General features: G+C 56.2%; 26 protein-coding genes, 1 pseudogene and 1 other annotated feature. Of the genes and pseudogenes, 26 read left to right on the top strand and 1 reads right to left on the bottom strand.

Going from position 1 to position 24,550, the window contains the following annotated elements; genetic code table 11:
- The first annotated feature begins 2 nt into the window (after positions 1–2).
- The 5 genes from FLT43_RS28055 (at position 3) to argS (ending at position 5,938) form a co-directional block, all read left to right on the top strand.
- A complete protein-coding gene (locus FLT43_RS28055; RefSeq protein WP_087441322.1) occupies positions 3–905 on the top strand; it encodes a metallophosphoesterase family protein in 903 nt (300 codons plus the stop codon).
- Positions 902–2,332 (top strand): leucyl aminopeptidase family protein, encoded by a 1,431-nt coding sequence (locus tag FLT43_RS28060; RefSeq protein WP_087441321.1) that lies wholly within the window; start codon positions 902–904, stop codon positions 2,330–2,332. Before FLT43_RS28055 ends, FLT43_RS28060 begins: the two co-directional genes overlap by 4 nt.
- 70 nt (positions 2,333–2,402) lie before the next feature.
- A complete protein-coding gene (locus FLT43_RS28065) occupies positions 2,403–3,065 on the top strand; it encodes an HAD family hydrolase (protein ID WP_087441320.1) in 663 nt (220 codons plus the stop codon).
- A gap of 15 nt (positions 3,066–3,080) precedes the next feature.
- Entirely contained in the window at positions 3,081–3,806 is a 726-nt protein-coding gene (locus tag FLT43_RS28070) for a glycerophosphodiester phosphodiesterase (protein WP_087441319.1), read from the top strand.
- A 92-nt stretch (positions 3,807–3,898) separates the two neighbouring features.
- Positions 3,899–4,154: a binding site (T-box leader), on the top strand.
- Between the two features lie 50 nt (positions 4,155–4,204).
- Positions 4,205–5,938, top strand: coding sequence for an arginine--tRNA ligase (gene argS, locus FLT43_RS28075; RefSeq protein ID WP_087441318.1), 1,734 nt, complete (start codon positions 4,205–4,207; stop codon positions 5,936–5,938).
- Between the two features lie 71 nt (positions 5,939–6,009).
- Here the strand turns inward: argS and FLT43_RS28080 are convergent, their stop codons facing one another.
- The gene (locus FLT43_RS28080; protein ID WP_087441317.1) at positions 6,010–6,342 is read right to left on the bottom strand and encodes a hypothetical protein; all 333 of its coding nucleotides are present in this window, start codon (positions 6,340–6,342) and stop codon (positions 6,010–6,012) included.
- A 216-nt stretch (positions 6,343–6,558) separates the two neighbouring features.
- On the opposite strand from FLT43_RS28080, the gene FLT43_RS29535 reads away from it, so the two are divergent.
- The 21 genes and pseudogenes from FLT43_RS29535 to FLT43_RS28175 all read left to right on the top strand — a co-directional run bounded on the left by FLT43_RS29535 (position 6,559) and on the right by FLT43_RS28175 (position 24,366).
- The gene (locus FLT43_RS29535; RefSeq protein WP_164776105.1) at positions 6,559–6,711 is read left to right on the top strand and encodes a hypothetical protein; all 153 of its coding nucleotides are present in this window, start codon (positions 6,559–6,561) and stop codon (positions 6,709–6,711) included.
- A 38-nt stretch (positions 6,712–6,749) separates the two neighbouring features.
- A pseudogene (locus tag FLT43_RS28085) lies at positions 6,750–7,031 on the top strand (aldo/keto reductase); the annotation flags it as partial.
- A 247-nt stretch (positions 7,032–7,278) separates the two neighbouring features.
- A complete protein-coding gene (locus FLT43_RS28090) occupies positions 7,279–7,857 on the top strand; it encodes a TetR/AcrR family transcriptional regulator (RefSeq protein WP_087441316.1) in 579 nt (192 codons plus the stop codon).
- Positions 7,858–7,917: 60 nt separating this feature from the next.
- Positions 7,918–8,259 carry a DMT family transporter gene (locus FLT43_RS28095; RefSeq protein ID WP_087441315.1) on the top strand — a complete coding sequence of 114 codons (342 nt, stop codon included), beginning with the start codon at positions 7,918–7,920 and terminating at the stop codon, positions 8,257–8,259.
- Complete coding sequence (locus tag FLT43_RS28100) at positions 8,260–8,574, top strand: DMT family transporter (protein WP_087441314.1); 315 nt, start codon at positions 8,260–8,262, stop codon at positions 8,572–8,574. It abuts the gene before it with no gap.
- A 700-nt stretch (positions 8,575–9,274) separates the two neighbouring features.
- Positions 9,275–10,021: a hypothetical protein gene (locus FLT43_RS28105; RefSeq protein WP_087441313.1), complete on the top strand. Its 747-nt coding sequence runs from the start codon at positions 9,275–9,277 to the stop codon at positions 10,019–10,021.
- A 273-nt stretch (positions 10,022–10,294) separates the two neighbouring features.
- The gene (locus FLT43_RS29540; RefSeq protein WP_164776112.1) at positions 10,295–10,441 is read left to right on the top strand and encodes a hypothetical protein; all 147 of its coding nucleotides are present in this window, start codon (positions 10,295–10,297) and stop codon (positions 10,439–10,441) included.
- Positions 10,442–10,643: 202 nt separating this feature from the next.
- Positions 10,644–10,910: a hypothetical protein gene (locus FLT43_RS28115; RefSeq protein WP_127510885.1), complete on the top strand. Its 267-nt coding sequence runs from the start codon at positions 10,644–10,646 to the stop codon at positions 10,908–10,910.
- Positions 10,907–11,557 (top strand): hypothetical protein, encoded by a 651-nt coding sequence (locus FLT43_RS28120; RefSeq protein WP_087441312.1) that lies wholly within the window; start codon positions 10,907–10,909, stop codon positions 11,555–11,557. The genes FLT43_RS28115 and FLT43_RS28120 overlap by 4 nt, the downstream gene beginning before the upstream one ends.
- 23 nt (positions 11,558–11,580) lie before the next feature.
- Complete coding sequence (locus FLT43_RS28125) at positions 11,581–11,970, top strand: hypothetical protein (RefSeq protein ID WP_087441311.1); 390 nt, start codon at positions 11,581–11,583, stop codon at positions 11,968–11,970.
- A gap of 191 nt (positions 11,971–12,161) precedes the next feature.
- Entirely contained in the window at positions 12,162–12,329 is a 168-nt protein-coding gene (locus FLT43_RS29545; RefSeq protein ID WP_164776113.1) for a hypothetical protein, read from the top strand.
- Positions 12,330–12,619: 290 nt separating this feature from the next.
- Positions 12,620–13,660: a permease gene (locus tag FLT43_RS28130; RefSeq protein WP_087441310.1), complete on the top strand. Its 1,041-nt coding sequence runs from the start codon at positions 12,620–12,622 to the stop codon at positions 13,658–13,660.
- Positions 13,661–13,725: 65 nt separating this feature from the next.
- The gene (locus tag FLT43_RS28135) at positions 13,726–14,784 is read left to right on the top strand and encodes a TIGR03943 family putative permease subunit (RefSeq protein WP_087441309.1); all 1,059 of its coding nucleotides are present in this window, start codon (positions 13,726–13,728) and stop codon (positions 14,782–14,784) included.
- 205 nt (positions 14,785–14,989) lie between these two features.
- A complete protein-coding gene (locus FLT43_RS28140) occupies positions 14,990–15,322 on the top strand; it encodes a rhodanese-like domain-containing protein (RefSeq protein ID WP_087441308.1) in 333 nt (110 codons plus the stop codon).
- Between the two features lie 55 nt (positions 15,323–15,377).
- Positions 15,378–17,057, top strand: coding sequence for a CoA-disulfide reductase (locus FLT43_RS28145; protein WP_087441307.1), 1,680 nt, complete (start codon positions 15,378–15,380; stop codon positions 17,055–17,057).
- Positions 17,058–17,212: 155 nt separating this feature from the next.
- Entirely contained in the window at positions 17,213–18,121 is a 909-nt protein-coding gene (locus FLT43_RS28150) for an SMP-30/gluconolactonase/LRE family protein (RefSeq protein WP_087441306.1), read from the top strand.
- A 359-nt stretch (positions 18,122–18,480) separates the two neighbouring features.
- Positions 18,481–19,410 (top strand): dihydrodipicolinate synthase family protein, encoded by a 930-nt coding sequence (locus FLT43_RS28155; protein WP_087441305.1) that lies wholly within the window; start codon positions 18,481–18,483, stop codon positions 19,408–19,410.
- A 371-nt stretch (positions 19,411–19,781) separates the two neighbouring features.
- Positions 19,782–20,939, top strand: coding sequence for a sensor histidine kinase (locus FLT43_RS28160; protein WP_164776115.1), 1,158 nt, complete (start codon positions 19,782–19,784; stop codon positions 20,937–20,939).
- Between the two features lie 121 nt (positions 20,940–21,060).
- Complete coding sequence (locus FLT43_RS28165; protein WP_244194097.1) at positions 21,061–22,122, top strand: mechanosensitive ion channel family protein; 1,062 nt, start codon at positions 21,061–21,063, stop codon at positions 22,120–22,122.
- A 137-nt stretch (positions 22,123–22,259) separates the two neighbouring features.
- On the top strand, positions 22,260–22,784 hold the full coding sequence (locus tag FLT43_RS28170) for a GrpB family protein (RefSeq protein WP_087441302.1): 525 nt from the start codon (positions 22,260–22,262) through the stop codon (positions 22,782–22,784).
- A 445-nt stretch (positions 22,785–23,229) separates the two neighbouring features.
- Positions 23,230–24,366 (top strand): response regulator, encoded by a 1,137-nt coding sequence (locus FLT43_RS28175; protein WP_087441301.1) that lies wholly within the window; start codon positions 23,230–23,232, stop codon positions 24,364–24,366.
- The last annotated feature ends 184 nt before the right edge of the window (positions 24,367–24,550 follow it).

The following is a 24,550-nucleotide window of genomic DNA, read 5'->3' on the forward strand; positions in this document are numbered from 1 at the left end:
GCATGGCGAACCATTTATCATTTCGGGAAGACGGCACATTCAAAATATTGCAGTTCACCGACGTTCATATCGGTGACGGCACGGATGGGGCGGAGCAAGACAGGCAATCCGTCGCCTTGATGGAACGGCTGATCGAGCAGGAGCAGCCCGATCTTATCGTGTACACGGGAGATCTGTGCTGGAGCCACGGCGTGGACGATCCGAGGAATGGCTTGCGCCTCGCTATTTCCCCCGCTGTGCGATCCGGCCTTCCCTGGGCGGCCGTGTTCGGCAATCATGACGCGGAAGGAAGCGTCACCCGCGAGCAGTTAATGGATGTGATGCGTGAGAGCGCCACATGCCTGGCCGAGCCGGGACCGGCCGATCTAAGCGGCGTTGGCAATTACGCGCTGCCCGTTCACGGTTCGGCCGGGGAGAAGGAGGCGGCGATGCTGTATTTTCTTGATTCCGGCTGCGAAGCGCCGAAGCATATCGGCGGCTACGAATGGATTCACAGCGATCAGGTGGAATGGTACGCGCAGGTGTCGAGAGAGACGACGCAGCGCAGCGGGGAGCAGCTGCCTTCCTTGGCCTTCTTCCATATTCCGCTGCCGGAATATGACGAGGTGTGGCGCGCCGGGAGTATCAGCGGCAATAAATTTGAAAAGGTGTGCGCGCCCAAATTAAACTCCGGCCTGTTCGCGAAAATGGTGGAGATGGGCGATGTGATGGCTACTTTCGTGGGCCATGATCACGATAACGACTATATCGGAGCGCTACAAGGCATATCGCTCTGCTTCGGCCGCACGACGGGCTATAACTGCTACGGCCGCCTGCAGCGCGGCGCGCGGGTCATTGAATTGGCGGAAGGCAAGCGGGACTTCCGTACCTGGCTCCGGCTAGAAGATGGCACGGTGCTGTCATGAAGTTCACTATAGGCAGCACAGAAGCGGCGCAAGTCATTATTTATCCTATTTTCCTGGAAACGGCGGCCGCGCCCTTTCAATCGCTTCCGCTCCATCAACATATGGGCGAGCGCGGGGCCGTCACCTGGTATTACGACAAGCAAGACGAGCAGCATCTGCTGCTCACCGGGCTCGGAAGCCAGCAGTCGTTCGAACCGGAACGTCTGCGCGAGGCTGCCGGCAATGCGGCGCGCGCCGCGGAGCAGCACAAGCTGCGCACCGCCGCGGTATGCCTGGACGGATGCGAGGGCGTCGGCGACATGCGGGAGGCGGTGGCCGCCTGGGTCGAAGGCTGGCTGCTGGGGACGTATGCCTTCGACAAATATAAATCGAAGCAAGCGGTCCGATATGTGGAGACCGTCCGCTTCGATCTCGAGCCTCATCCCGGCTTGGAGGAGGCGATTGCGCTTGGGGAGGCGCGCGCCGCAGGCATCGCGTTTGCGCGCGATATCGGCAACGAGCCGGCCAATCATATGCGGCCGAAGACGCTCGCAGAGCGCGTGGCCGCACGGTTCGCCGCCAGCGGCGTGCAGGTGGCATGCTACGAAGGCGAGGAGCTGGCGGCGCGGCAGATGTGCGGGTTGATCGGCGTCGGTCAAGGAAGCCCCCATCCGCCCGTCCTGATCGAAATGCGCTATTGCACCGACCCGTCCAAGGAGCTTATCGCGCTCGTAGGGAAAGGAATAACCTTCGATACGGGCGGAATCAGTCTGAAGCGGGATCATGATATTAGCGATATGAGAATCGATATGGGCGGGGCGGCCGCCGTCATCGGCGCGATTGAGATTATCCGCCGCAGCGGAATGCGGGCCAATGTGGCGGCGATCATCCCCGCCGCCGAAAATATGCCGGACGGCAGCGCGCTGCTGCCGGGAGATGTATTGGCGTATCCGAACGGCGTCTCGGTTCAGGTCGGCAATACCGATTCGGAAGGCCGGCTTGTGCTGGCGGACGCGTTGATTTATGCGCATGCTATCGGAGCGAAGGAAGTAGTCGATATGGCGACGCTGACGTACTCCTGCCAAGGCGCGCTCGGCTCGAAGTATGCGGGGATCTGGGGAGACGAGACCACCGTGTCGGCGCTCCGGAGCCTGGGCCGTCTCACGGGGGAAAAGGTATGGGAGCTTCCGCTCGCGGAGGAATATGCGGGCTACTTGGCAAGCGATTATGCGGATATATGCAATATCAGCCGGGTTGGCGAGGCCGGAGCGATTACGGCGGCGTTGTTCTTGCGCCGCTTCGTGCATCCGTCCATAAGATGGGCTCATATTGATATGGCGGCCATGAAGGAGGCCACGTCCACGGCCGGGTACGTCGCTGCCGGCGCCACAGGCTACGGGGCCCGCTTGCTGGCCGAATTTGTGGCGGAGCGTTCGTGCTTGTCGTAAAATTTGTTCACAGCAAAGCTCGTTATAGTAAAGCTCGTTCACGAGAGGGAGAGACAGGTGGGGAGAAGCGGTGATTAAAGCAATCTTGTTTGATTTTGACGGACTTATTCTGGATACGGAAACGACCGAATTTATCGCTTTTCAAGAAATATGCAGGCAATATGATTATGAGATGCCCCTGGACGTATGGAGTCAATGGACGGGATCGACCGACTCGGTGCAGCGCGCTTGCCGCCATTTGGAACAGGTGATCGGTACTCCGCTTGATCACGACGAGATTCAGTCCCGCCACGGAGAAGTCTTTCGCGGCATAATCGCCACGGCAGACTTGTTGCCGGGCGTCGTTGAGAAGCTGGAGGAGGGCAAGCGGCGCGGCCTGCGGATCGGATTGGCGACCAGCGCCCATTATGATTGGGCCGTCGGCTATGTGAAGAAGTACGGGCTTCTGGATTATTTCGATTGCATTCGCACGAAGGAGGACGTGATCCGCTCCAAGCCGGATCCCCAAATCTATCGCGAGGCCCTAGCCGGACTGAGCATCCAGCCGCAGGAGGCGATCACGTTCGAGGATTCGTTGTTCGGGCTCCAGGCCGCCAAAGCCGCGGGCGTCTATTGCGTTATGGTGCCGAATGCGCTCACACAAGGATTTACGTTTGAGCAAGCCGATTTGCGGCTGCAGTCGCTCCTTGAGATGAATCTGGAGCAGATCATTGCCCGCGTGACTCGGCACTAAAAGGGAGGGACATCCGTGACACGAAAATTTCCTATGGTTGGCGCGCATACCGGGGGAGGAGCGGCTCCGGACAATACGCTGGAGTCCTTCTGGGAAGGTGTGCAATCGGGTGCCGATATCGTCGAGATTGATCTGAGGGCGGCCGCGGACGGCACCGCCGTTCTGCTGCACGACGCGTCCCCGTTGCTGCGCCAGTATACGTATGAGCAATTGAACCGGGTGGAGAACCGGATTCAATTAAGCCCTGTCTATGAACATCGGGATATCGTGAAGCTCGACCACATTTTCGACATCGCCGAGCAGCAGAGCATCAAGCTCAATCTGGATATCAAAAATGAGGAAACGGTGGCTCCTGCGATGGAATGCGTTCTCCGGCACGGCATGGAGAATCAGGTGTTCGTAACGGGGTGCAGCACAGGGATTGCAGGCAATTATAAAGGGATCCGCGTCGTATACAATACGCCGGATGAGTTAAGCGAAGCGGATATCGCCGATTATGGGGCGTTCGCGCAGCGGATATGCGACGAAGCGCTGCAATACGGCGCCTACGGATTGAACATGGATTACCGGACATGCCGCAGGGAGCTGGTGGAAGCGGCGCATGAGCGTCAATTGGCGGTCTGGGTGTATACGGTGAACGCGGCAGATGAATTGAAGCGATATATCGGTATGGGTGTCGATGCGATTACGACGCGAAGACCTCTTGCGCTGCTGGAATTGAAGCCGTCGGCCGGACGATAACGGGACGGAATGCCCCTGTCCCGCCCATATGTGAATGGAACTGTTGCTTTCTCGGCTCGCGCACGATATAATGTACGACATTAACCGCATATCAGAAGACGATGATCGGGAGAGTACCGAACGTACAGCCGTCAGCAGAGAGCCGGAACAGGTGGAAGCCGGCACGGCAGCGTCAGGGAAGCGGACCCGGGAGTTGAAGGCCTGAACCGAAGCCGCCGCGCAATGTAGCGGAGAGGCGGGAAGTAGGGCATTCCGGCGCAGCCGTTATTCGGGAATAAGGGGAATCAGGCATCAGCATGCCCGGTTCAATGAGAGTGGTACCACGGATCCAATGCCTCCGTCTCTTTGCAGACGGGGGCTTTTTCTATTTTCATGAAAATGTAATGGAGGTTGTTGTCATGTTAAAACACGATACAGCCGAGCTGCTGCAACCCTTCGTGCAATTGCCGATGGAGGAGCTGCTGCGCAGTCTGGAGCTGCCGCCGAAGCCGGAACTGGGCGATTATGCGTATCCTTGCTTTCCGTTGGCGAAGCAGCGGAGACAAGCCCCGCACCAGATTGCGGCCGCGATCGCTACGCAGGTGAACGAGCAGGGCGGGGACGGCGTCCGCGCCGAAGCGGCTGGCGGATATGTCAATCTGTACTTCGATCCGGCCGCGCAGGTGCCGAAGCTGCTCGAGCGCATGCTCCAGCCCGATTATGGACGCTTGCAGACCGGATCCGGCAAGCGAGTCGTCATTGACATGTCGTCCCCGAATATCGCGAAGCCGTTCGGCATCGGGCATTTGCGTTCCACCGTTATCGGCAACGCGCTGGCCAATCTGTATAAGCAGGCCGGGTATGAGGTGGAAAAGGTGAATCATCTCGGTGATTGGGGCACCCAATTCGGCAAGCTGATCGCGGCCTACAAGCATTGGGGTGATGAAGAGGCGCTCCGCCGCCAGCCGATTGAAGAGAGTCTGAAGCTGTATGTGAAGTTCCATGAGGAAGCGGAGCAGCAGCCGGAACTGGAGGACGAGGCGCGCGAATGGTTCCGCAAGCTGGAGCAGGGAGATGCGGAGACGCAGGCCTTATGGTCGTATTTTGTCGATGTGAGCATGGAGGAATTCAACCGGGTGTATGAGCGGCTGGGCGTTCAGTTCGATCATGTGCTCGGCGAGAGCTTTTACAATGACAAGATGGGGGCGGTCGTAGAGCGGCTGACGGAACTGAACCTGCTGGAAGAGAGCGATGGCGCCATGGTCGTCCGTCTTGATGAGGAAGGTATGCCCCCTTGTCTTATTCTGAAATCGAACGGCACGACCATCTATCCGACACGCGATCTGGCTACGGCGATCTACCGGAAGGAAGTGATGGGCGCCGACAAGCTGCTGTATGTGGTCGGTGCAGAGCAGCAGCTTCATTTCCGCCAAGTGTATGCGGTGCTTCGTAAGATGGGGTATGCCTGGGCGGAGGATTGCGAGCATGTCGCTTTCGGCTTAATGACCTTCAACGGCAAGAAGATGTCGACGCGAAGAGGCAAGGTTGTCTTTCTGGATGAAGTGCTGAATGAGGCGGTCGGCAAGGCGATGGCGATCGTCGAGGAGAAGAACCCGCAGTCTCCGGACAAAAAGAGCATCGCGGAGGCGATCGGTGTTGGAGCGATCGTGTTCGGCGACGTGAAGAACAGCCGGATGCTGAGTGTGGACTTCCAGCTGGACGAGGCGCTGCGCTTCGAAGGGGAGACCGCCCCTTATATGCAGTACACGTACGCCCGCACACTGCGTTTGTTGGAGAAGGGGCAGGAGATGAACGGAACGGGTGCACAGGACGGTGCACAGGATGCTGACGAAGCAGCCTCTGCGCCGCTTCAGGGCCTGCACCTGTCCGGCCCGGAAGCATGGGCCTGTGTGAAGACACTGTCTCTGTTCGAGGAAACGGTAGCAGCCGCCGTCCAGCACAATGAGCCTTCGCTGTTCGTACGCATGCTGCTGGAAGTGGCGAAGCAGTTCAACCGTTTCTATCACAATGAGCCGATTCTGGTGGCTGATCCGGAAGCGAGAAGAGCGAAGCTGGCGCTGACCGCCGCCGTCTCCCGCATCCTCCGTCAAGGGCTCCACATTATCGGAATTCAGACGCCCGCACGAATTTAGCGCTTGGGACGCTGTGAATTACGGGCCGCTTCCTCACCGAGGAGCGGCCCGATTGATGCGGCGAACCGGCATTAGTAGGCGCGATTCGTATAGGATGTCGCCGCGTGGGACGGCTGAACATAGCTAAGGTTGCTGACGCTTTGCATCGATTGCTCCATTTGCTGGCAGAGTTGGGTCACATGCTGCATTTGCTGCATTGCCGTCTGATGGCCTTGCAGCGCCGTCTGGATAATTTGTACCGCTTGGCGCTCGCGCTGAGCCAGTTCTTCCAGACGGGAAGCGTTTTGCTGCTCCTGCTGCATCAGCTGTTGGTACATTTGCGATGCTTGCTGCGTTTGGCGCATCATTTGAGCAATGATTTGCTCGCATTGATTGATTTGAGATGAGATGGATGTATTGTACATCGTTATTGCCTCCTCGGTGTTGTTAATTGTTGCATACTTGGTTAGTGTTGCGCATACATGAGAAATTATGCATAAATCGATTTTTTCCGTTTCAAATCATTACATACAGATGAAAACGCTTTTATAGATTTTGGGCAGACCATCCCCTATAACAGCTAAACACTGATTTAGTCATCATGATTTCATAACCATGATATGGATGGAGGAATGACAATCATGACCGACAAACTGCGTTGGGGCATACTCGGGTGCGCCAGCATTGCGATGCGCGCCGTCATCCCCGGCATCCGCGCTTCCGGGACGGGGGCGGTCGACGCCTGCTTGGCCTCCGCCCGAGAGCGGCGGCGGGTTGCCATTCACGATATGTGACGGACAGGGAGGAGGAGACCGAATGAAGATGCTGGACATTCACGGGCCGTTACACGAGAGAAGATTGCCTGGACCCGGATCTGGTGCGCGTCTTCTACAATGACGCCAACTGGGAACGTTACGATCGGGCCAGCAAGTTCGCCGCGAGCAAAGGAGTAGAGACGATACAGATTGCCCTGGCCTACGTCCTGCATCAGCCGTTCCCGACGGGAGCCATTATCGGCGCCCGCAACCGCAAGGAGCTGGAGTCCTGCTTTGCGGCAGCACGGCTGTCGCTAACCGAACAGGAGATTGCATGGCTTGATTTACTGCCTGCATGAAGTTACTTCCATGAATCACCCGCTATCCCGTGAGGGGGCGGGTGATTTGACGTCTAGAGGCGGAATTACGGAAGCGGCCTGGGAATCCGGGAGTCGCTGCTCCTTGAATAGATGCCTGAGCGGGGAGACGGTCATCTGATGCAGACGGCGCTTCCGGAGAACATTATGCATAAAGCTTGACAATGAATCGCGAATGTGAAAGGATCTAACTAACGTTCGTTAGGTAAAAAGAATGGGGGATTAATACATGACGGCTAATCGTATTTTGGGAGCCGCACTGGAGCATTTCGCAGAGAGCGGCTACGAAGGAGCTGCTTTGTCCGATATCGCCCGTCAGGTCGGTATTCGAACGCCATCGATTTACGCGCATTTCAAGAATAAGGATGATCTATTCTTGAGTGTCATCGACAAGGCGGTAGCGGATCAATTGGAACGGCTGGCGGCTTATTTTGCTCAACAGGGGGAGCAGAATACCATTCAGGATCAGTTGTATGGGCTGGTTATCGATTACGAGGAACGGTATAAGAGCGACAGTAATGTGAAATTCCTGCTTCGCATGATGTTCTTCCCGCCGCCGCCTCTGCTGGAGCCGGTTATGGAGCGGGTGAATGGCTACCTGGACGAGATGGAACGCATGCTGGCCGGAGTGTGCGAACAGGGGATGGCGAACGGGCAACTGGCCAAGCTTGACTTGAATACCGTCACCGCCGCCTTCATGTGCTTGCTGGACGGGGTGCTGGTGGAGATGCTGTTGGGCGGCCCGGTGCGTTTCAAGAAGAGACTGGATGCATCGTGGACGATGTTCCGGCGGAGCATCTCCCCGTAATCGGCTGGGAATGGATAAGACATACTACGCATAGAGACGGGCAACAGGAGAGGTGAGACTTTGAATATTCATTGGATCAAAGTATTTATCGCTGCATTTTTTGAAGTGTTTTGGGTCATTGGCTTGAAGTATGCCAGCAATGTATGGGAATGGATAGGCACAATCATTGCCATTATCATCAGCTTCTACATCATGATTATGGCGGGAAAGAAGCTGCCGGTGGGCACCGTATATGCGGTGTTCGTCGGCCTCGGTACCGCCGGAACGGTATTCTCCGATATTGTCTTCTTCGGCGAACCGTTCAGCGTCCCGAAGGTTCTCCTTATTCTCTTGCTCCTGGGCGGAGTCATTGGTCTGAAAATGGTTACGAAGGAGAAGGGCGAGGAAGGAGCTGCGTCATAAATGGCATGGATCTCGCTGCTGTTGGCAGGAATATGCGAAATGGTTGGGGTAACGATGATTAACAAATTCCATGTGGAAAGAACATGGCAATCCGTAGTGTACATGATGATCGCATTCGGAGCGAGCTTCGCCTTTTTGGCTTTTGCGATGGAGACCCTGCCGATGGGGACCGCCTATGCTATCTGGACCGGTATCGGCGCATCGGGCGGCGCAATTGTCGGGATGCTGGTCTACGGCGAATCGAAGGACTGGAAGCGGCTAGTCTTTATTGGCATGGTGCTGGGAGCCGCTATCGGATTGAAGCTTGTATCTTGATATTATTATGTTATGTGCTCTTCTGATATGATGTTGTTGATTTCGAGCGTTTTTGCGCTGTGGGAAGTCCCGGTCGATATGGCCGGGATTTTTTTGTTGGAGCAATAAATGACTCAGAAGCATGAATCATCTGCTAGTCGGGCAAGGCCTGACAGAGACCGATCGTGCATTTTGGTTTTGTCGAATGAGTCGGGTGCTCTGTTTGATCCCTTATGTTCATTCTCCCCTTGACTCAGCAACCTGCATGAAAGCGGGATCAAGACTCAATTAGACGGTGGTGCGCCATGTTTTTTCCATCAATCAGCATACTTAGACTTCCATGATTAGCGGCAACCGGTTACATAACCTTGCAGGAACAGGATAGTTTGCTGACGGAGTGGGATAGTGATGCAATTGTGCTTGCTGAGAGAAGGGGATAGCGATGAGACGGGCTTGCTGATGTAGAGGGATGGCGAAGCAAGGGGTTCGCTGATGGAGGGGGATCGCGATACAAATGTACTTGCTGATAGAAGGGGATAGTGAAGCAATGAGCTTGCTGAGAGACAGGGATAGCGGCATAAAAGGGCAGGAAACGAGAACATGATGTGAACATAATGTGAACCTGGCGAAAATCGAGAAGAAAAATTTGGTCACAAGCAAACTTTTTCCTTATCTCATGAATCTATTTAAGTAGGTACATAAATGAGGAGGAAATCATACTATGGCATCCTATCAAAAAATGAGTGCCGTACTGGCCGTATTATGCATGCTGGTCATAACAGCGCCGGCGGGCCAGTATGCCGCTTTGGTTACACCTGTCGCGGCGGAGCAGAGTGACCGGGATGTACGGATAAAGCCGGAGCAATTGGACAAAGAGATCCTGAAAAAGCTGGATTGCGTTTATCAGGAATTGTCCGGTTCGCCGGATAGGAACATGTCGTGGGAGAGTGTTAGCGAAGGACCGAACGGACTGTACGTTCTAACGGATGAGGCAGGCAATTACGCGCAGGTGAAGCGAGAGACCGGGGAAGTATTCATGGCGGTCCTGTATATGAAGGCGGAGCAAGTCAGCGAGGCACTCCGTGTCGCCGCTGCCAAGGCTTTGAAGGAGCTCGATCCGTCATGGAACGGGGCATTCGATCAAGCGAAGCGTACCTATCACAAAGAACGCGATGTATTCACCTCCTTGAGCGGGGATTCGTTTTCGGTAACTTTTGATGACGGCATTGTAACGGGGATTGACGTGACGTGCTCATATGCGAATATGCCTCAGGCGGTGAAAGAAGGCGCAGAGCGTCTGCTGCAAGTACTGAGTAACAAATCTTATTCTATCAAGAAAGCGGTGATGTACTCCTCGCAGAATAAGCTGGAATGGAGGCTCGAAGCAATGAATAATCGCAACAAGGAAAGTATTCTTATATCACTCAACGCCGTAACCGGCGAAGTGGACGGCTATCATCCATTCTAAAGTCCGTCGATTGCGCTGGCTGCCCCGTAGTAAGCGGGCAAGGGGGAAACGGCAAGCGAGGTCATGTTGGAAAAAGGGTGACAAAGGCTTCATCAATGAGAAGCAGAACTCTAGCAGCTTCGTATGGTCACATAAGAAAACACGGTACGCACGCACTTGCTTTCCGGCAGGTGTGTGCTTTTTTATATGAGAAAAAATTGAAAAAAATAAAAAAACTATTCCATCTCTACTCGTATCTAAGAAATGAAATCACATCATTACTAAGGGGTCAACATGAACACGAACAAAAAAGTTATCGCGGCGCTGGCTGTATCCGGCATGATGCTTGCCCCATTCGGAGCGCAGTCAGGGCACATTGTCATTAACGGAAAGACAGGCCAAGTAACAAGCGCCCGTGCCGAGTTGTCGTATGCGAATTGAGTGCTACGATGCAGAAGCAGGCAATGGATTTTCCAATTCCTATGACTCGACTTTGATGGATGGGGAGATGAATAAGCAATCGTGCGCAGCAAGGCGATACGAACAGCTTCGCGCTTGCGGTGCAGCAAAATTCAAGACCGATCATTTCGCATCGCATACAGCTATTTGCATGATGAGGGTGCCAGTATGGACGCGGTGTGCGATGAAAAGATTGTATGTGACCGATGCCAAGCCAACGAGTGCGTTCCACGTTCGTCCGGACGAGAAGTTCCCGCAGAAGATTCAATATGAAGGCAACGATATTACGATATTGGGCGCCGAATATGACGCCAAAGGGATTCTTCATCTGAAGGTGCAGCCGGACGATGCCGGGAACAATCCTTGGCGCAGCGTCTTCCTGACGTATGAACCTTATTATTTGAAGCCGCAGGAGACAGCCTCAATGAAACATGGAAGCAAAACGGGTTGAACCTGAAGAGCACGGAGGCGAGAGCGATCCCGCTGACGGGATTCCAATTGAAGGACCAGTACGAAGACGTGCCCGGCATAACGTTCAGCCCGGAATTGGGCATTACTTTCGAGAATGCGTACCGATGGGAGCCAAGTCCGGAGAAGCCGAAGGAGTACGATATTGCCATCATGGCGCCGGAGCTGGATGAATATGAAATCTCGATTCGCCGGTATAACGCTCCGGTAGAGATGAATCAGAAGAATGAATTCACCATCCCTCCGCTGGCGGAAGAGCATGAACGGGTCGGAAGCTTGACGGACCCGAAATATAGCAAGACAGTGCAAGAATTGGATGCTTCGCTATTGGAACGGGCGAAGCAGTCTAACCGGGAAGCGGCCGGACGCGACATTGAGTTATACGGAGTCGAGGAATATGAGGGATCGGCTTTTCATGACGCTATCGTATACAGCAAAGACGATAAGAGCCGCGTCGCGCTGGATGTGGCCCACGGAACATCAGATATAAGCCTTGCGATGTCTTGTGCCGAGCTTCTTGCCAACATCAAGCGCATCGTGGAGACCGATACGGGGTTGAGCGGTCAACAGATTGCCGATCTCGCCACAGAGGTTGTACTTACGGGGGGAAGGCATGAGCGGGAGGGATAACAGGTCCGGAATTCAAAGTCGAGATGGTTGGCAGCCGGATTACGAGCATGGGGCATGATATTCCGATAGAACAGGTTGATGCGAAGGCGCTTGAAGCGGCAAAGGAAGCCGTACTGGTGACGTTAGGCAAGCCTGTGCCGCTCGTTCAGGCGAGCCGATCCTATAATGTGGATAGGCGCGACAGCAGTTCAAGCGATGTGTACAGATTCAAGGATGAGCAGCAGGACTTCCTTGTCGAGATCGGTTATACGTCCAGACGGGTTCTCCCTGTGTATGCGTCCGGGCTATTAGAGACGGGGACGAACTTTTATACGTTCACGAAGGAAGGCAGCCCGAACATTGAAGGAGAAATGAACCGACACTTCCAGTTCTATCGCTTCGATATGCCACGCAGCAACGGAACGATACAGTAAAGATAGAAAAAGGTTAGAAGGGCTGGCCTGTAAGCAAGTTGCTTATAGGTCAGCTTTTTCGTTGCATATACTATTCCGGGCTCCCCCGCGTACATAATATAGAAGAGTATCCGAAGTACGGATGTCGGCATCGGAAGGTGGAAGGACTCAGACGTCTGCAGCAAGGTGCAACGCGACAGGAGGGATGCTTGATGATTGGCTTTTTGATCTGGGTGCTGAGCTGGGTGTGCTTGTTCTGGATATGGGGGGAAGCGACGGAACGCAAGGGGAAGCAGGTCGGCTGCCTGTGGGCGATCGTCGTCTTTTTGCTTGGTCCGATCGGCATCATTGTGTACCTTATTCTTCGCAATCTTGATTAGCAGACGGACTTCTAGGAGTGAGCACGGCTTTAGGAATGATCACATTGGGAAGAGCTGTCTCCAGCCCACAATGAGGCGCCGGGGATGGTTCTTTTGATTTGTTCGGGATGGACTTCGTTACTGTTTTTCTGAAAAAGACTAAATATGCGCTTGACGGAGCGGCCGGAGCGTGATACGCTTTGTTTCGGTTAATCGTAATAATTACTAATAAATTGGAATAGGATAGGACATGCTCTCCATTCGGCCTTCGTCGTCCCGGAGAGAAGCGGGAAAAGAGGAGGTAACTGTTGATGAACGTCCTGTTCCGTTATGGCACATACGCGGTGACTATTGTGTGCGCTGCCGTGCTGTATCTTTTGTTCACGAATCAGCGCCTGGCTGATGTATCTGTTCCGGTGGACCCGGAATTCCTGCGCAGTGTGCCCACGATCGGAATCAGTCTGGTCATCGAGGCGCTGCCCTTCCTTATGCTTGGCGTTGCGGTGTCGGCCATTTTACATGAATTTGTGCCGGAAGGGTTCATTCCGCGCTGGATACCGCGCCATCCGCTGGCCGGTGTCGTGGCGGCCTCTCTAATCGGCGTGCTCCTGCCCCTGTGCGAATGCGGGATGGTGCCTGTCGTCAGGCGGCTCATTCAGAAAGGAATGCCCGTCTACGTCGGGGTAACGTACATACTGGCTTCACCGATCATCAATCCGATCGTGTTCGCCTCGACGTCGATGGCTTTCCGCAGCCAGCCGGAAATGGCATATTACCGGATGGGGCTAGCGTTCGTCATCACGGTCATCATCGGTCTCGTGCTGTACGCGACCGTGAAGCGCAATCCTCTCAAGGAAGCGCCGGGAGACCATACGGGGGGCTGCCGGCACGGGGATCATGAACCGCATCATGCCGGACATCCGCATCCGGCGAAGGCCTCGCTGCGAACCAAGCTGCAAGCGAGCGTCTACCATATGGGGGACGAGTTCCTTGATATGGGCAAATATTTGTTAATGGGCGCGTTCATTACGGCATTTATCCAGAGCGGCATCGGGCGGGATTGGCTGGCGTCTGCCGTGCCCGAAGGAGTCGGCTCCCATCTGTTCATGATGGGCTTCGCGTATCTTATCTCGCTCTGCTCGACATCTGACGCATTCATCGCCGCTTCGTTCAGTTCCATGTTGGCGGCGGGGCCGCTGCTGACCTTTCTCGTCTTCGGACCGATGCTGGATCTGAAGACATCGCTCATGCTGGCCGGCGTATTCCGGACCCGGTTCGTCGCCGGACTCAGCCTCCTGATAGCGGTCACGGTGTTGGCCTGCTCGCTTCTATGGCAAGCTCTGTTCATGTAATATTCCGCCGGATACATCATGCCTAGCCGGCGTCTATATTTCATCCTGAAAAGGAGTGATTTCGCATGTCCATACAGAAGCGCCCATGGCGGCAGGCGCTGGTCTATTTGCTGCAGTCGGTCACGATGTTCGCCTGGTCCTTATTCATTTTGTCCCTGTTCTGGCAGGACAAGGTGCAGTATTATATCGCCCCTCGCATGGAAATCTGGGTGCAGTGGGGAACTGCTGCCCTCTATGTATTGGCTGCCTTCCAGCTTTATCGGTCGCTGATCCTATTCTTCTCGCCGGAGGACGGAGGCGGGCATGCCGGCTGCGGCTGCGATCATCACCCGGGCGGCTTCCGCCTCGGAAGGCAGGCGGGATGGTCCCTCGTGTTTGTGCTCCCGCTGGCGGCTGCCGTGTTGCTGCCGGTCTCCTCGCTCGGCAGTGCGATGGCGGAGAAGAAGGGCGTGCAATATTCTATCGCCCAGGAGCGGACGGGCGGCCAGGAGCAGAAGCGGATGCCGGGAACGGTGGAACGGTCCTCCGGGACGCAGGCGGACGGAACGCCTGCATCAGAGCTTCCGCTCGTGATGGTGGATTCGCCTGGCGCGACGCGGCAGGAAGCAGGAGAGCCGGGGGCTGCGGGACAAGCGGTGCAGCAGGAGGAAGAGATGCTGTGGGACGGACGATTTCCTTATGACCGGTACACGATGATCTATGCGAAGCATGCGGCCAAGCTTGTCCAAGAGAAGAAGATCGAGATTCCGGAGAAGCTGTTCATCGAGACGATTACGACGCTCGATCTGTATAAGGAACAGTTCCAAGGCAAGACGGTTACGCTGCGGGGCTTCGTGCACCGGGGCGAGGGGATGGGGCAGAACCGGTTCGCCGTCGTGCGCTTCGCCCTGGAATGCTGCGCGGCCGATGCGTTCCCGTACGGCATCATGACCGAAGTGCCCGCTGCGGGACGGTTCACCGACGACAGCTGGGTTGAAGTGACCGGGACGTTGTCGAAGCTGAAGCTGGACGAGGATACGGAAGTGATGAAGCTGGAAGCGGACAACGCGGGCATTCGGCTCATCGAGGCCCCGCAAGATCCTTATGTGTATATGAACCCAGATTTTTATTTTGATAAAAAATAATGCGGAGGCGGGCCATGTGAAGGCCCGCCTCAGGTCGTATCTCCGATGGAGGCTCGCCTGAGGCCGTGTCTGCGATGGAGGTCCGCCTGATCCGTGTCTCCGATGGAAGCCAACGGGGACAGGCTGGGCTTCCGCATTGACGCAGCGAGGGAATGGTGGTAATATACCCATAGGGGTATATGGAAACAACAAAGGAGGGGCAGCGATGTTCGGATGGTTATTCAAGTCACGAGCGAACAAGTCTTCTTCGATAACGGCGCAGCAGCTGGAAGCGCTGCTGCCGCTGCAGGATGCGGTCATCGTCGATGTGCGCGAGCCTGCGGAGTATTCCCAAGGCCATATTCCGTCCGCACTGAACCGGCCTCTGTCCCGGCTTGCGGCTAAGGTGAGCGGCATCCCGCAGGGGAAGAAGCTATATGTCATCTGCCAGAGCGGGATGCGAAGCGCCCGGGCGGCAGGGCTGCTGCGGCGGCATGGTTATGCGGATGTCGTCAATGTGCGCGGCGGCATGAACCGGTGGACGGGACCGCGGAAATAAGCTCTTTTTTTACATTAAAATATACCCTATAGGGTATTAGGGGAGTGGATGGTTAATGAAACAGCGCAAAATTGTGATTGTCGGCGGAGTCGCGGGCGGCGCGACGGCGGCTGCCCGGCTGCGACGTCTGGACGAGCATGCGGAGATCATCATGTTCGAGCGAGGGGAGTATATTTCGTACGCGAACTGCGGGCTTCCCTATTATATTGGAGGCGTCATTCCGAAGCGGCAGTCTTTGCTCGTGCAGACCCCCCAAGGCATGTCGAAGCGGTTCCGGCTCGATATTCGGACAGAGCAGGAAGTAACGGCCATCGATCGGGAGCGCCATATTGTCTCCATTCGGAATGGCAAGACGGGGGAGGAGTACGAGGAATCGTATGATACGTTGATTCTGTCTCCGGGGGCGAAGCCTATCGTGCCGCCGATCGAAGGGTTGAACGAGGCGAAGCAGACGTTCACCCTGCGAAGCATCCCGGATACGGACCGGATTAAGGCATATGTTGACGAGACGTCGCCGCAGCAGGCCGTTATTATCGGCGGCGGCTTCATCGGCCTGGAGATGGCGGACAGTCTGGCCCACCGCGGCATCGCGGTGACCGTCGTGGAAATGGCCGATCAAGTCATGGCTCCGCTCGATCCGGAAATGGCAGCCATCGTGCACCATCATCTGCGGGAAAAAGGAATTGAGCTTATACTGGGAGACGGGGTCAGCGCGTTCCAGGACGAGGGGCGTTCCATCGTTCTCGCCAGCGGGCGCGTGCTGCCGACAGATATGACGATTCTGTCCATCGGTGTCCGGCCGGAGAATGAGCTTGCCCGTTCGGCCGGGCTGGCGCTCGGCGAGAGAGGCGGCATTCTCGTCGATGAATATTTGCGCACGGCGGATCCTGACATTTGGGCCATCGGCGACGCGATTGAAGTGAAGGATTATATTCACGGCACGCCGGCGATGGTGCCGCTCGCCTGGCCGGCGAACCGACAGGGCAGACTGGTCGCAGATAACATATACGGGAAGGGCCAGTCATACCGGGGCACGCTCGGGACCGCGGTGGCGAAGGTGTTCGATCTGACGGTTGCGGTGGCAGGCAGTAATGCGAAGACGCTCCAGAAGCTGGGCGTACCGTATGAATCCGTTCATATTCATCCGGCTTCTCATGCCGGGTACTACCCTGGCGGATCTCCTATCTCGCTCAAGCTGACCTTCCATCCGGAGACCGGCGCCATTTACGGAGTTCAGGGCGTCGGCATGCAGGGGGTGGACAAGCGGATCGACGTAGTCGCCACCGCCATCAAGGGCAAGCTGACCGTGCATGATCTGCCCGATCTCGAATTGGCCTATGCTCCTCCCTATTCGTCGGCGAAGGATCCGGTCAATATGCTAGGCTATGTCGCCTCGCATGTCGTCGACGGCGATGTGAAGGTTGTTCACTACGACCAGATCGACCGGATGGTGCGCGAGGGTGCCTGCCTCATCGATGTGCGGGAATCCGCCGAGCGGGAAGCAGGCTATATCGAAGGCTCAATCCATATTCCGCTTGGCGATCTGCGCAGCCGGCTGGATGAGCTGCCGCAGGATCGGCCGATTGTCGTTAGCTGCCAGGTCGGGCTGCGCGGCTATCTGGCGACCCGCATCCTGGATCAGCACGGCTTCGAGAGCATGAATCTGAGCGGCGGGTACAAGACGTATGCGGCTTACTATGGGAGCCGTAATCCGGCAACCGCCTGCGCGAAGTAAGCGGGAGGCACGGTCCATCATACCATCGTAGAAGTGTCTTATAAGACAGGGGCGTGATGACTGATCACGCCCCTGCTGGCGTTGTGGGAAAAACCGGGACGAACACAGCAATCTGTGGTAGGATGTGGAAAAGGGGAGATGGAGGAAAGCACACGATGAAAGCGGAGCTGTCATATGACGCCAGAGCGGAGCTCGGCGAAGGGCCGGTATGGGATGAACGCACGCAGCGCCTGTACTGGGTTGATATTACGGGAAGAGCGATCCATTTTGCAGAGCCTGCATCCGGGAAGCGGGAGACGCTCGCCATGCCGAGCTATGTCGGCGCGGTCGCCTTGACGGAATCGGGACGCCGACTTCTGTGCGTGCTGCAGGACGGGTTCTATTTTGTTCATCCGGATACGAAGGAGGTTGACCGCATCGGCGAGCCGGTTCTCCGTACGGGACAGATGCGGTTCAATGACGCGAAATGCGATCCGGCGGGACGTCTGGTAGCAGGGACGCTAAGCCTGTTCGATGGAAAGCTGAGCCTGTCCAAGGGAGAAGGGGAAGCTTCCCTGTACCGGCTGGACCCGGATGGCAGAGTCGTCATACTGCGGGAAGGCATCACGCTGTCGAACGGGATGGGCTGGAGTCCGGACGGCGGAACGATGTATTATATCGATACCCCGACGATGCGGGTCGACGCATTCGACTATGATGTGGGGCGCGGCGAGCTCGGCAACCGCCGTCCCGTCATCCGCATCTCCGATGGAGAAGGGATTCCCGACGGGATGACCGTCGACGCCGATGGTATGGTATGGGTAGCCCATTGGGGAGGAGCGCGGATTACGCGCTGGAATCCGGAGACGGGAGCGCAGCTTGCAGCCGTGCCGATTCCGGCGGCGAATACGACCTCGCTCTGCTTCGGCGGCCCGTCGTACCGCGAGCTGTACGTCACGACAGCACGCACAGGGATGAAGGTGGAGCAGCTCGAGCAGCAGCCCTATGCGGGCGGCGTGTTCCGCGTCGAGCCCGGAGTGGCCGGACTGCCCCCGAGCCGCTTCGATGACCGGCTGCTGCCGTGAATCGAGGAGCAAGAACCGATTCCGCGAAGGATTGGGGCTCGCTCGGTCGGGAGAGAGGCTCCACGAGGCCGCGGCGGCATGGCGAATGTCATCAGATGTCCATAATGAAGCATGGCATCGGTCTGGCCGCTGTGCTAGAGTTACAGTAGAAAGGACAGCGCCGGCCTGGCCGCCTCACAGGGCTCCCGAATCGGGGGAGTTCATGTTGGCGGCGCGATGCGAATGCGGGGAAGGGGAGTTTCTTTTCGGAGAAAATTGTTACCGATAACCCTATCCCAGCTTAGATGTTCATTTCGTATTGCGGCCGCCTCGTCCTAACCAGCTACGCAGATATACAGCAGATGAAGGAGCGATTACGCATGAAGCAGCGCAGTAAATTGCAAGGCATTATTCCGCCGGTCATTACCGTACTCGATGAACACGGTCAGCTCGATACGGCAGGCATGGGGCGGATGATTGATTTTTTGACGGAAGCCGGAGTTCATGGCTTGTTTTTTCTTGGATCGGCGGGTGAATTCTTTCACATGTCAGCTGATCAGCGTAAGCAGGTCGCTGAATTCGCAGTCCGGCATACGAACGGCCGCCTTCCGGTTCTCATTGGAACCGGATCCAGCCGGACGGATGAAGCGATCGAGCTGAGCCGCCATGCCAAGTCGGCCGGCGCAGATGCGGTCGTCGTCCTTAATCCGTACGCCGCGAAGCTGAGCGACGAGCAGTTGTATCGTCATTTTGCCGACATCGCCGAATCGGTGTCGCTGCCGATATATATTTATAATTATCCGGGTCTGACCGGTCAGGAAGTGAAGCCGTCCATCGTGGCGGCATTAGCCGCAGCGTATCCGAACATTGCCGGAATCAAGCAGACGGTGCAGCAGATCGAACCGATTTTGGAGGTCATCCGCGATGTGAAAGGGCAGCGGCCGGAGTTCGCGGTGTTCGCGGGCTACGACCATCTTCTGCTGGAGACGCTCATCGCGGGAGGCGACGGCGCGGTTCCGGCGAGTGCCAACTTCGCCCCGCATCTGACCTGCGGGCTGTACGAGGCATACCGATGCCGCGATCTGGCGGCCATCACCGGCATTCAGCGCAAGCTGTTCCGGATCGTGACGGAGGTGTATCCGCTTGACGCCCCGTTCTTCCACACGATTAAGGAAGCGGTTCGCGCTTCCGGCGTCGAGATTCCAACTCATGTCATGCCACCGGCCCGGCCGCTGTCCCCGGAGCTGCGTCGGGAATTGCTGCAGCTGCTGGAGCGCCATGAGCTGCTGCGCATCCTGCAAGGGAGCTGAACGAAATGCCGGCTACTGACAGCTAGGGGCCGGCCTGTCAGCGTGCCGGGTTCTGAGCTGCGGCGCCGTGAATCTGACCGCATTGCGGCAGCCCTTGTCCTCTCCCATTGGAGCAGGACAGGGGCTTTGGCTGCGTTCAGGGAAGGTAGGCGCTAGAACTATCACAATTGTTAAGCTCTTCTTCACCTTTTCTTCATGAAATGTTAGCAGGCTGTTCATCAGCGGCAGCTATACTGGTACTCATATTCCAGCTGCTGAAGGTATCTGTTCTGTTCGGAACAAGCAAGGGAGAAAGGGAGAAGCTTATGAATCGGAGTATACGAAGTCGGATAGGGGATCGTCAGCCTCGGGAAGCTCGGGAAGCCGGCCGCTTGTCAACGGGACGAGGGGGAGACGGTCCAGACGCGACTCGCTTCCTGTGGAAGCTGCTGTTTATTGTGGGAATTTGCTTGTGCGGCGCATTTGCGCTCACCATGTGTGTATTGGTTGCCTTGCGATTCATTATGCATACGATCGATATTCCGCCGCTGTGGAAGTTGTACCGGCTATTGTCTTCAACCATTGGTCTGGAAGGAATGGTGCTGCTGGCGACGGGGGTGCTGTTCCTCGCAAGCCTGCTGTGGCTCATCGGCACCGAGGCGGTATATTACGGGCAGATCAAGGACAGTCTCGTCCGCCTCGCCGATGGGGAAGAAGCGATGCCGCTTCCTGTCAAGCGATCGGCGGCGGAGCTGGACGAAGCGGCAGATGCCGTCAACCGCCTGTCGCGGCAGATGTCTGCGGCCAGGGAGAAGGAGGAGGCGACGTCCGAGCGGATGAACGGGCTAATGACCGCACTGTCGCATGATGTGCGCACGCCGCTGACTTCGATTCTGGGCTATTTGCAGCTGATCGCGGAAGACGGCTACCGGGATGAAGTGGAGCTGCGCCACTATGTTCAGATTGCGCGCGATAAGGCGCTGTGCTTGAGCCGGGCCGTCGATCGGCGGTTCGAATTATCGAGACTGCCGCAGGTTCCCGAACGGGAAGGGTGGCATCCCGTCGATGTGCGCCGGCTGCTGATGCAGTTGGCGGAAGAGTACCGGTTCCGCCCGAAGCAGCCGGGGATCACGATAGCGTTGGACTTCGCTGAGCCGGATGGACAGCCGATGATGATTTACGGGAACGGGAGCCGGCTCATGGAAGCGTTCGAGATGCTGATTGCCGAAGCGGCGCGGACGGGACGGCCTTCGGGGCCGATCCGAATCAGGCTATTCGGTGCGGTGGAGGCGGCCGTCGTGCACATTCGGAACGATGGGCAGCCCGTTCCCGGAACGGATACGCCCCGCCGGGAGGACGGCGTGTTCCGGCCGGCTGCCGGAACGTATGCCTCGCCTGCGGAGGATGAACGGCCCGGCGGCAGATGGGCTGACGCCCGGGGCATTGTGGCAGCGCATGGCGGAACGGTTGCCGTGTTCGGCCATCCTCCGCGAGCCGCCTATGAGGTCCGCCTGCCTTTATGTCGCACCGGGGATGCCGCCGAGGCTTGAACGATTCGCCTCAGGCCGCGTCGGCGGCATCTTTTCCCGTCCAAGAGGTCAATGTTATAATGGAACCCAACTTAAGATAATGAGGTGAATCACCCAATTGCTTAATGAATGGATTCCTGGCATGTTAGAGACTATGGATTGGAGCCGGTGGCTGAGCGCCGCCGGGGTATTGCTGCTGTTTTTGCTGTTCCGCAAGCTGTTCACGAACTATCTGTTCGCCCTGCTGATGCGCGGACTGTCGCGCTCAAAGGGGGCCACGCATTTTTTGGCGGCGTTCGAGAAGCCGATGCAATTTTTTTTCGTCCTGATCGGTATATATCTGGCCTGCAAAATGGTTATTCCTCCAGGCGGAGCCTTGCTGCCCGCCATCGATAAAATTTACCGTAACGCCTTCATCGTCCTCATCGCTTGGGGACTCTACCATACGGCGGCCCGCTCTTCCAGCATATTCAGCGGGCTGTCGGCGAGGCTCGGGCTCGATGAGTCGAGCATGCTGATTCCTTTCTTATCCAAGGTGCTGCGCTTCCTCGTGGTCGTCATTGCGATAACGATGATCGCCTCGGAGTGGGGGTACAGCATTAATGGCGTTGTCGCGGGACTTGGCCTGGGCAGTCTGGCGATAGCGCTGGCCGCTCAGGACACGCTCAGCAATTTTCTGGGCGGCATCGTCATTATTACGGAGAAGCCCTTCTCCAAGGGCGATTGGATTATGACTCCGACCGTCGAAGGGACGGTCGAAGATATTACGTTCCGCAGCTCGAAAATCCGCACCTTCGCCCATTCGCTCGTTACGGTGCCGAATGCGACGCTGGCGGGCCAGGCGATTACGAATTGGAGCCGGATGGGCAAGCGGCGGGTCACGTTCACCTTGAACGTCGCGCTCGATTCGGATCGCGAGCAGCTGCAGGCGGCCATCGCCAAAATGGACGCGCGCCTGCGGGAGAACGAAGCGGTAGACCCGGACGTTATTATGGTACGGTTCAGCGAATTCAACGAAAGCAGTCTGGGCATCTTTTTCTATTATTTCACCAAGACGACGGTATGGGCCGAATATTTGAAGCATAAGGAGCAGATCAATCTGATGATTATGGAGGTGCTTGAGGAAGAGGGAATTTTGCTCGCGCTGCCAAGCCAGCGGCTCTATGTGGAAGCGGGCCCTTCGCCTCAGCGTTTTCCGTTGTAGGCTGTTAGGTCCGGCCATTTGCTCAGCATGGAGATGCCGGAGTATGTCAATCAGAGAGTGCTTCGGTTCCTGGAAGCTTGAGAGGATGCAGGGCCATAGGGAATCGCCATAATGGATGGAAAAAGGGGGGGCCAGCGATGGAAACGGTCGTCATTGTGGACTATGACCCGGACTGGGTACGCGACTACGAGCAGGAGAAGCGGGTTATCGAGGAGGCGCTGTCGGATATCGTCGCCGCGGTGGAGCATATCGGCAGCACCTCGGTTCCCGGTCTGGGTGCCAAGCCGATCATTGATATTATGGCCGGCATTCATCGGTTGGAGGCGCTGACCGAGGTGCATATCGAGCGCCTGGCCGCGATCGGCTACGAGTACGTGCCGAAGCCGGAATGGCCGGAACGCCGATTTTTCAGGCGTGGACGCTGGCGGGCCGGTACGCATCATCTGCATATATACCGGTATCGGGATCCCCATTGGGAAGCGCACTTGCTGTTCCGCGATTATGTAAGAGCCCACCCGGATGTCCGGGAGCAATATAGGCAATTGAAGCTTGAATTGGCCAGCCTGCATCCGTATGATCGCGTCGAATATACGCGGCGGAAGGCGCCGTTCATTGAGCGTGTGCTGCGTCTAGCGCGTGAGGAAGACCGAAGCCCGTCCTGATCCGGACGGGCTTCGCCATGTGCGGCCGTCCCTGCCTGGCTTGCAGGGGCTGCTTGCAGATTCATACAGATATCCCCCCTCGATCGCGCGTTGGAGACAGCTCTCCGAGGCGTTTTTTATGATTATCCCTTTTGTTCAGTTATTGTTTAGTATATTTGACTAAGATGAAAGCGTTCGTGCCTTTCGAATTAGGTCTCAGGTCTGAAGTAAAAGGCGCAGGCTGTTTCTTTTTCTCCCCCGCCGCTTTATAGTGAAGATGACCGTATGGGTCTAGCGGCGAGATCCATGGAGGAGCAGCAGGCTGCGCGATCCGCTTCGGCATCGTCGATGCGGGAGGCAGGAAGGGGACGAGCCGGCCGTTCCGCCACGGGGACATGCATGATTCCGGCGTGTCCGGTGGATGAGGGGGAGGCCGCTGCGGTCAAGATTGCAAGGGGGAAGGAATATGAAAGCGATCCTTGTCGATGATGAAATGCTAGCGCTGCGACGTATGGAAAAGCTATTGAAGGAGCAGGATGGAAAGGAAGTGCCTATTGAAATTGTCGGTTCATTTCAAAATCCGCATCTGGCCCTGGAAGTGGCGGAACGGGAGACGTTCCATCTTGTCTTCCTTGATATCGAGATGCCGGAAATGGATGGAATGGAACTGGCGGAACGTCTGTTGCGCATTCAACCCCACCTTCATATTGTATTTGTGACGGCATATAACGAATATGCGGTTGAGGCATTCGAGCTGAATGCGTTAGACTATTTATTGAAGCCGGTGCAGCGGACCCGCATCGAGAAGACGCTGAAGCGGCTTGCTAAGCCGGTGCAAGCGAACGATGAAGGGAAGCACAGCCAGCTTGAGGGGATGCTGTGCACATTGTCTTATCTGCATTATATTACTCCCCAACAGGAGCTGAAGACTTTCCACTGGCGGACGGTCAAAGCACAGGAGCTATTTGCTTATCTGCTTCACCATCGGGAGCAGACGCTGCGCAAAGATACGATTCTCGATTTGCTGTGGCCGAATTACCGCATTGAAAAGTCATCAGCCCATTTACATACGACGATTTACCAGATTAGGCAGGTCATTAAGCAGAGGGCATTACGAATCCACATCAAATATATGGATGAGGGGTACCGGCTCGAATTGGGCGGCATGAAGCTGGACAAGGAGGAATGGGAGAAGGCGATGCGTCTGGCCCCGCAGGTCTCTCCCGAGACGATCCAGGAGCATCAGAAGCTGCTGAACGCCTATCGGGGCGATTATTTGGCGGAGCATCAATATTTGTGGGCGGAAGGCGAACAGGAGAGGCTTCGGTTAATCTGGTTCAATCATGCGAAGCAGGTGGCCGAATGCTTGATGCGGATGAACGCATATACGGAAGCGATGCCCCTTTACAAGAAGATTCAGGAGAAATATCCATACACCGAAGATAGTTATTTCGGACTGATGAAAATTCATGCGCAGTTGGGCAATTACGGGGAAGTCATCAAGCAATTTCAACTGTTAAGCCACAATTTAAAAGGAGAATTAGGCATTGAACCCAGCAGAGAAGTATTTGCTTGGTACATGGAATGGAAAAACAGCATTTAATCGCGCCGACCGTCGTGGATTCTGCTTCCGCGGCGGTTATTTTTCTTGGGAGGACGATTCAGTATTTGTTCAGTAGGCCATCATAGAATAGTCGATGTTTATGAGAAAAAGTCGAAATTTTAGGTAAAAAATCCAATTCATTGTGGGAGTGAAAACCAATCAACATGAAATATACGGGCAGAAT

This window comes from Paenibacillus thiaminolyticus (genome assembly GCF_007066085.1).
In the GTDB taxonomy this organism is placed as follows: Bacteria; Bacillota; Bacilli; order Paenibacillales; family Paenibacillaceae; genus Paenibacillus_B; species Paenibacillus_B thiaminolyticus.

Excerpts from the sequence above, each read along its gene's own strand:
- FLT43_RS28175 (WP_087441301.1), top strand. The coding sequence starts at position 23,230 with ATGAAAGCGATCCTTGTCGATGATGAAATGCTAGCGCTGCGACGTATG.
- FLT43_RS28115 (WP_127510885.1), top strand. The coding sequence starts at position 10,644 with ATGAAAAGATTGTATGTGACCGATGCCAAGCCAACGAGTGCGTTCCAC.
- FLT43_RS28060 (WP_087441321.1), top strand. The coding sequence starts at position 902 with ATGAAGTTCACTATAGGCAGCACAGAAGCGGCGCAAGTCATTATTTAT.
- FLT43_RS28155 (WP_087441305.1), top strand. The coding sequence starts at position 18,481 with ATGAAGCAGCGCAGTAAATTGCAAGGCATTATTCCGCCGGTCATTACC.
- FLT43_RS28140 (WP_087441308.1), top strand. The coding sequence starts at position 14,990 with ATGTTCGGATGGTTATTCAAGTCACGAGCGAACAAGTCTTCTTCGATA.
- FLT43_RS28135 (WP_087441309.1), top strand. The coding sequence starts at position 13,726 with ATGTCCATACAGAAGCGCCCATGGCGGCAGGCGCTGGTCTATTTGCTG.
- FLT43_RS28125 (WP_087441311.1), top strand. The coding sequence starts at position 11,581 with ATGGTTGGCAGCCGGATTACGAGCATGGGGCATGATATTCCGATAGAA.
- FLT43_RS28090 (WP_087441316.1), top strand. The coding sequence starts at position 7,279 with ATGACGGCTAATCGTATTTTGGGAGCCGCACTGGAGCATTTCGCAGAG.
- FLT43_RS28100 (WP_087441314.1), top strand. The coding sequence starts at position 8,260 with ATGGCATGGATCTCGCTGCTGTTGGCAGGAATATGCGAAATGGTTGGG.
- FLT43_RS28150 (WP_087441306.1), top strand. The coding sequence starts at position 17,213 with ATGAAAGCGGAGCTGTCATATGACGCCAGAGCGGAGCTCGGCGAAGGG.
- argS (WP_087441318.1), top strand. The coding sequence starts at position 4,205 with ATGTTAAAACACGATACAGCCGAGCTGCTGCAACCCTTCGTGCAATTG.
- FLT43_RS28080 (WP_087441317.1), bottom strand. The coding sequence starts at position 6,342 with ATGTACAATACATCCATCTCATCTCAAATCAATCAATGCGAGCAAATC.
- FLT43_RS28105 (WP_087441313.1), top strand. The coding sequence starts at position 9,275 with ATGGCATCCTATCAAAAAATGAGTGCCGTACTGGCCGTATTATGCATG.
- FLT43_RS28145 (WP_087441307.1), top strand. The coding sequence starts at position 15,378 with ATGAAACAGCGCAAAATTGTGATTGTCGGCGGAGTCGCGGGCGGCGCG.
- FLT43_RS28130 (WP_087441310.1), top strand. The coding sequence starts at position 12,620 with ATGAACGTCCTGTTCCGTTATGGCACATACGCGGTGACTATTGTGTGC.
- FLT43_RS28170 (WP_087441302.1), top strand. The coding sequence starts at position 22,260 with ATGGAAACGGTCGTCATTGTGGACTATGACCCGGACTGGGTACGCGAC.
- FLT43_RS29535 (WP_164776105.1), top strand. The coding sequence starts at position 6,559 with ATGACCGACAAACTGCGTTGGGGCATACTCGGGTGCGCCAGCATTGCG.
- FLT43_RS29545 (WP_164776113.1), top strand. The coding sequence starts at position 12,162 with ATGATTGGCTTTTTGATCTGGGTGCTGAGCTGGGTGTGCTTGTTCTGG.
- FLT43_RS28055 (WP_087441322.1), top strand. The coding sequence starts at position 3 with ATGGCGAACCATTTATCATTTCGGGAAGACGGCACATTCAAAATATTG.
- FLT43_RS29540 (WP_164776112.1), top strand. The coding sequence starts at position 10,295 with ATGAACACGAACAAAAAAGTTATCGCGGCGCTGGCTGTATCCGGCATG.
- FLT43_RS28165 (WP_244194097.1), top strand. The coding sequence starts at position 21,061 with ATGTTAGAGACTATGGATTGGAGCCGGTGGCTGAGCGCCGCCGGGGTA.